The sequence below is a fragment of the Thalassoroseus sp. genome, from assembly GCF_984380535.1.
In genome coordinates, this window is the sequence record NZ_CFHRBF010000032.1 from 24,457 (window position 1) to 31,293 (window position 6,837).

Sequence of the window (6,837 nt, forward strand, 5' to 3'; positions counted from 1 at the left end):
GGCAGGTCGGTCCAGTTTTCGAAAAGTTCAGCGTTTGTGTGATCTGTCCTATTGCAAAAATCGTTACTGAGTTCCGCAGGATACGAAATTTCCCTGATATCAACAACCGTTAATTTCAGAAAAAGTGAATACTTATTCCCCTGTTTCCAAAAAATATGGGAACGATTTCCAGGTATCTACAATCCATACTATTCGAATCCATTCCCACAATCCTCGGGGGATTCGCCCGTTTTTGACACAACTTCTGGTGAATACACCTTAAACTGTTCATCAGAACCGCAGTCCTTTCGATCGACATTTTATTAATTTCCGTCGCTCGTCATTATTCAGTACCGTAAATGATGCCTAATTCACAATCTCAGTTACTTCTTCGTCACAGCGATCGCATTTTTGGGCCGGTCAGTTTCGAGCAAGTTCAAGAGTTACTCGAAGCTGGTAAAGTTCAGAATACCGATTCCGTTCGTGAAGGCGACGGCCCTTGGATTCAAATCCGCGACTATTTGGATTGGAAAGCCGAGCAACAAACGCCCGTCGCTGACATTTCCGAACTCTTCGGCAACACGGACTCGAAACCGAAAAAAACGGCCGAGGCTTCCGCGAAACCGGCTCAAGGTTCCGGGTCGACCGTCATTCCCGACGATGCCCCATTACTGGCTGACGATGACGATCCCCTGCCAGTCGAGACCAAGCCGCGAAAACCGAAGTCATCCCTGGACGATTACATTCCTCTGGCCGATCCGGAACCCCAACCCAAAAACGATCTCGCCGAAACGGCCGAAGTTCCGCAAACCGAAACTCAAACTCGCAAGCCGAAAACAAGCTCGGGATCGGTATCGGGTGATCGAAAACGGAAACGTGCTGGCGGTTCTTCGGCGACCGGGCGGTCTTCCGCATCAGGTAAGCCGGCGTCGGGAACTGGAAAATCCGGAGGTGGAAAATCGGGAAGCGGAGTTCGTCCAAAGTCACCGTCGGGTGAGCAACGGTCACGTCGGAAAAGCACGGGACGAAGCAGCCAAGCAACCCAATCGTTCCGCCTGGCCGACAATGCCGATTTGGATTCGATCTTGCGGGCCATGGCGACATACGAGATGACCGCAGACAGTCTCGACAGCCCTCCCGCCACGTCTCCGAAGAAACGTCGTCGAACTCAGTAGCTTGGCACCAGTCAAACAACGGTTTCGTTGGCTACCACGACGGACGGGAATTGTTGCGGGTGTCGATAGTAGTCACGCGGTCGCCAATGATGCTGGTGTTCCAATCTTGCCAGGCGGCCTCGTTTAAACGGTTCGACCGAGCATTGAGTTCCGTCAAAGACAGCTCCGTTTCGCGGTCGATCAGCGGCTGCAACGAATTCAATCGACAGGATGCAAGATTCAGCGACTGAATGCGGTCCAACGCACCCGACGAAACCAAGTGTTGCAGTCCATTTTCCCCGATTGGATTGTTGCTGAGATTGAGGTCGACCAGTTCCGCTGTCATCAGTTTCAACCAAGCCGCAAGCGACCTGGCTTCTGAATCCTGGATCTGGTTGATTGCAAGTGATAGTGCTCTGAGCTTCGGCAACTCGACTCTGAGTAACTCGTTCATCACGTTCGCTTGTCCGAGTCGATTGAAGGATAGGTCGAGTGACGTGAGCTGGCCCCAGACTTTTGCCTCCGCCAAAGTCTCTAGAACATCCGCATTCAGTCCCGCTGCACTCAGGTCGAGATCGGAGATTTGCGAAGGCGGATCGAACTGTGCCAACTCCGCAGCGGCATCGGGGATGCGACGGAGTTCGACACACCGCAGGGCGGGCATCTGATCACAGAGCTGGTGTCCATTTCGCACGAAATCGCTGGCGGAAATGCGGACCCGTTCGATCAAACCCCGTTCAAAGCATTTGACCGACACCCCTTCGACACCCAGTTCCCGCAGCGGTGCTAACCACTCTTCGCCATGTGAGTCGAGCAACTCGCGTTCGCGATCGGTCAGTGCGGCTCGGGCGGGGTCGCCGGCGGGCAGCGTCGTCAGTTCGCATTGGACACGGATTAGTTCGCCCCGCAAGTCGCCTTGCTCTTCCAAGAAATCCGCGTAGATCAGCCTCGGCAATAGCTCTTGGGGGTCGTCACGGATGGCTTGGATGAAGGTCCAATCGTCATTCATGGGCAGCGCTCGAAAAGATTCCGCGAACGAATCCGGCGGATCGCATTCAGCGACCCTTGACGCCGGAGTGGGAACGGCTATCGTGACTTTGTCTATCCGTGTGCAACAACAATGGTTGTTTAGGTTTCAGTGTGGTCTCAGTCAAACAAATGGAGTGCAAAATGCGTTCTTGGATTCTTGCAGCGATGGTTGTCGGCGTTTTTGCTGGATGTTCAAAGAAAGAAGACAGCGAGTTTACCGAACCGACCGGCGGTTCACACGTGGAAGATTCGGCTCATCAAGCCCATGGTCCGCATGACGGACATACGGCTCATCTTGGTTCGGCTCACCTCGTTGAAGTTACCGTGAGCAAGGAACCGAAACAAGTCGCTGTTTACATCCTGGATCACGACGACCAAACCGTAGCCGACGTCGAACCGTCCGCAGTTGTCCTCCATTTGGGTGAGCACAAAGCTGACGAGGGCGAAGGTCTAGCCCTGACGAAGAAAACGCTCGGCGAAGGCGAAGACGCAGAAACCGCTTGGGTTCTCGAAGGCGATGCCGTCCCCAGTGAGTTGAACTCCATCGAAGACTTCAAAGGTCATGTCGACGTCACCATCGATGAAAAAACGATGACCGCCGAATTCGCTCACGAGCACGAAGATGAGGAAGAACACAAAGAGCATGCGGAATAAGTTCGCAAGCGACAGATTGTGAGCTGGGTTATCCTGATTAACCCAGCATTTTGATTGACTTCGTCTGTATGACTGCTGGGACGAGTACGATCTCGGATCGGGTCCTTGGATGTACGCCATGTTCACGGCTGCGTGGACATGGTTTGGCATTCCATGCGTTGGAAGTTATCCCGCTCGACGATTTCAGAGATTGACCGTTCCTGGAATCTGCAGTCCACCTCCGCGAAAGCGTTAGCTTCGCATTCCTAGTGAGATCTTCTTCGAGGAGCCGATTCCGATGGAGCGAACCCGCGTTTCCCGTGTCCTCAGCGACGGTCAACCCGGCGAATCGATCGAGCTTTGCGGTTGGGTCCGTACGCGTCGCGACTCCAAAGACGGTTTTTCGTTCGTGGAACTCAACGATGGAAGTTGCATGGCCAACGTGCAGCTGATCATCGATAACACCGTGCCCGGTTACACCGATACGATCAAGAACGTCACCACGGGATCAAGCATCAAGATTGTCGGTGAAATCAAGGAATCTCCGGGCAACAAACAGCGTGTCGAAGTGCATGTTGGTACTTTGGAGTTGCTGGGAACCGCGGATGTCGACACGTATCCGCTCCAAAAGAAACGCCACAGTTTCGAATTCCTCCGCGAGATCGCCCACCTTCGCCCCCGAACAAACACCTTCGGGGCGATCGCTCGAGTTCGAAATGCAGCTTCGGCAGCAATTCACAACTTCTTTCAAGAACGAGGTTTTCTCTACGTTCATACGCCGATCATTACCACCAGTGACTGTGAGGGGGCCGGGGAGATGTTCCAGGTCACCACATTACTTCACGACGAGAAACTGCCAAAGTCTTTAGACTACTCCGAAGACTTCTTTGGAAAGCGGGCGTCGCTCACCGTGAGCGGGCAACTGGAAGCGGAAATCTATGCGACTTCCGTCGGGGAATGTTATACGTTCGGCCCCACATTCCGTGCGGAAAACTCCAACACCACCCGGCATCTGGCTGAGTTCTGGATGATCGAACCTGAAATGCCGTTTTACGAGTTGCCAGACAACATGCAGCTCGCAGAAGACTTCGTCCGCTCGATTGTCGGTGCAGTCCTCAAGAATTGTCCGGACGACATGCAATTCTTCAATGACCGGATTGATAAAACCGTATTGGAGACGCTGCAGGTCATCACCGAGAACGACTTTTTGCGGGTCTCTTATACCGAAGCGATCGAAATCCTAGAAAAGAGCGGCCAAAAGTGGGAGTTTCCGATCGCGTGGGGGCAGGATTTGCAATCCGAACATGAGCGTTTTCTCACCGAACAGCACTTTAAGCAACCGATCATTCTGTTCGATTATCCCCGGACCATCAAACCGTTCTACATGCGGTGCAACGACGATGGCAAAACCGTGCGGGCCATGGACGTGCTTGTGCCACGCATTGGGGAAATCATCGGCGGCAGCCAACGCGAAGAACGGTATGACGTCTTGCTCGATCGAATGAAAGAACAGGATCTCAACCCCGAAGAATATTGGTGGTATTTGGAACTCCGCAAATTCGGCAGCGTGCCTCACAGTGGATTTGGTCTGGGTTTTGAACGACTCATCCTGCTACTAACCGGCATGCAAAATATCCGAGACGTAATCCCGTTCCCCCGAACCCCGAAAAACGCGGAGTTTTAGCAGGAAAAGCCTCAGGCGTCGCAATCACGTCAATCGAACGCCGGAAGTGTCCCGACGAACTCCTCTGCTCGATATAATCGTTCTGTTCGATCGAAAACCGACATCCGACCGCCGACTATCGACAACAGACATTTTCCAAAAAACGCGAACGTATTCGGTTGCTAACTTTTTCCTCACGGCATATACTTCCTCTCCCAATGACGCGGGGTGGAGCAGCCCGGTAGCTCGCGAGGCTCATAACCTCGAGGTCGCAGGTTCGAATCCTGCCCCCGCCACTCAAACCCCTCGGTCGCGAAACTCGCAACCGAGGGGTTTTCTTTTTGCGCCAAACGACATCGTGACGTCCGTTCAAGTGTTTGTGTTGCGATTGCGGGAGAACTTCGAGTAGTCGATCGTGTGTCATTGAGGAAGATGAGGGAAGCCGGGAATGTGGATGCATTCCCAATGCATCATATGCAGCAATCCGTTTACGAGACACTGAATCGCTTCTGTCGAATTAGCGTTAACAAGCCTTGGAGCCCAAACACATCGATCCAACCGGATTACTCCGAATTCAAGTTTCGCTTCGGTTCGGATCGACTGAGGGGGATGAGTGTAATCTCATCCGGTCGGACGGTGGTCCATGTCAAAAAGAAAACCCCTGCGGGATGGCAGGGGTTTTCTTCGTTGGTGAATTCAGATTAACGTGTGACAGTGCATTTGTCACAATTTATCACACGGAATATGAGAATTTCAATGATCCCTACTGGACTCGAACCAGTGACCTCTTCCGTGTGAAGGATTGTCGGGAAGTTAGGGCAATGGCTGAAAACCGTTGTCAGGTCATGACGTTACAGCCGATTTGCCCCGTTTGCAAGCCATTGCATTCCCTATCACTTCCAATTGATGCAACGCGGTATTGCGTCCCGAGTTGCATCACTCTGCCAACTTTCAGCAAACGTGAAATCCGGTAGTTTACCGGTTTTTCTCCCCCTGATCGTTCCCGCCGTTGGCGAAGTGCGGGAGTATGATTTTCGCCAGATGATCGCTTGCTTGTCGATCGATGTCTGTCGGCGTCAGTCGCTTGTAGTTTGTATCCAGCGTGTTCGTGTACGGGCTGTGCCCGAGCTTCTTTTTGGCAACGGCATCGCTGAAGACATCCGCGACTTCTGTCGCCGCGGTCGCTCGGAGTTTCTGCGGCGTCACACGGGATTCGCGGGGAATGCCTGCATCGTCCTGGAACTTAGAAAGTGTGTTCGAGAAGTGTCCTGCGGTCATCGGGCGGCCGTTTGGCTTCTTCCATGGCAATAGCGGTTCGCCCACCCGCGACGGGAGAGACGTCAAGAGCATGACGACTTCCTCGTTGCCGAGACTCATTCGCAGATCGGCCTTCGTCTTGTTCAACTCGGCGGGCAGGAACAACTCTCCCTTTTGAATGAGCGTCTGATCATCGGGACGCGGAACCTTCAGCAACGCTTTCCTCCGTAATCCGGTCACCATCCCTAGAAGAAGAGCGGCCAACCAAAACTGCTGTGGTGTGCATCCTTCAATCCTCGGGCTGGTCGCTTTGGCCGTTGCCCGAACGAAATCGGCAATCTGCCACGTTTCAACGGTCTTCACTTCGCGTCGATAGACTTGGAGTTTTTCCAACCACGGCGGATCTTCCAGATAGCCGAAGTTTTTCCGTCCTCGCCCGCGTTTTTCCTTCGGGCCCGCTTTACTGAAGCACGTGTTCAGAATCTCGATCTCATTGTTGATTGTTCGAGCCGAGAGCGGTTTTCCCTGCTTGTTGGAATCCTTCAGCCTCGCGGAAACGTACATTTCCAGGTCGAGTTGTGAGACGGCGGACAAGTCTTTGTTGTCCAACTTGCGATATCGCGTGAAGCGTTCCAACACGCCTCGAACGTGTGCCGCATGATCGCTTTCACCACAGCGAGCTTCGAGAGCTTGGACGTAGATATCGTGGTACACGACCCACTTTGGAGAAAACCTGCGGGCAGTCCCTTCCTTCTCGACTGCTGCCGAATTTTGGAACGAACTGAAGTGCTCGAGCAGCGTAGCGAAAACCGAGTCCGCGAGACCGCGAACTTGATCGGGATCCAAATTGGTTGGTTGTGGATTGGCGGACGGATGCCCGCTAAGATTGGCCTCAGCCATTTTTCGTCTCCTTGTCAGACGGATGTGGTCAGGAGCGTCGGGGGCACCACCCCCCGGCGTTCTGCATTTAATGAGACTGAAAAAGTGTCTAGGCGTCAAGCCTAGTGGCAAGAACCGGCACCAACCGGAATAGCCCTAGTCAATTAATTGACGAAGGTTTTCGGGGTGTGCATGAACGGGTCGGGTTCACGGTCACGCGTCTTCGAGTTTAACCGGGATTGC

At 53.3% G+C, this 6,837-nt stretch carries 5 protein-coding genes and 1 tRNA gene; 4 read left to right on the forward strand and 2 right to left on the reverse strand.

Annotated features, from left to right (window positions below; genetic code table 11):
- Positions 1–338: 338 nt before the first annotated feature.
- Complete coding sequence (locus tag AC5DDB_RS29045; protein WP_491743275.1) at positions 339–1,154, forward strand: hypothetical protein; 816 nt, start codon at positions 339–341, stop codon at positions 1,152–1,154.
- Positions 1,155–1,185: 31 nt separating this feature from the next.
- Here AC5DDB_RS29045 and AC5DDB_RS29050 read toward each other — a convergent pair whose 3' ends face one another.
- Positions 1,186–2,142, reverse strand: a complete 957-nt coding sequence (locus tag AC5DDB_RS29050) for a TIGR02996 domain-containing protein (protein WP_491743276.1) — start codon at positions 2,140–2,142, stop codon at positions 1,186–1,188.
- A gap of 161 nt (positions 2,143–2,303) precedes the next feature.
- Here AC5DDB_RS29050 and AC5DDB_RS29055 point away from each other — a divergent pair, with 161 nt between their 5' ends.
- From AC5DDB_RS29055 to AC5DDB_RS29065, 3 genes are all read left to right on the forward strand, one after another.
- Positions 2,304–2,816, forward strand: a complete 513-nt coding sequence (locus tag AC5DDB_RS29055; RefSeq protein WP_491743277.1) for a hypothetical protein — start codon at positions 2,304–2,306, stop codon at positions 2,814–2,816.
- 277 nt (positions 2,817–3,093) lie between these two features.
- Positions 3,094–4,479, forward strand: coding sequence for an asparagine--tRNA ligase (gene asnS / locus AC5DDB_RS29060; RefSeq protein ID WP_491743278.1), 1,386 nt, complete (start codon positions 3,094–3,096; stop codon positions 4,477–4,479).
- Positions 4,480–4,680: 201 nt separating this feature from the next.
- A tRNA-Met gene (locus tag AC5DDB_RS29065) sits at positions 4,681–4,754 on the forward strand.
- A 679-nt stretch (positions 4,755–5,433) separates the two neighbouring features.
- Here the strand turns inward: AC5DDB_RS29065 and AC5DDB_RS29070 are convergent.
- Positions 5,434–6,615 carry a site-specific integrase gene (locus AC5DDB_RS29070; RefSeq protein WP_491743279.1) on the reverse strand — a complete coding sequence of 394 codons (1,182 nt, stop codon included), beginning with the start codon at positions 6,613–6,615 and terminating at the stop codon, positions 5,434–5,436.
- Between the last annotated feature and the right edge of the window lie 222 nt (positions 6,616–6,837).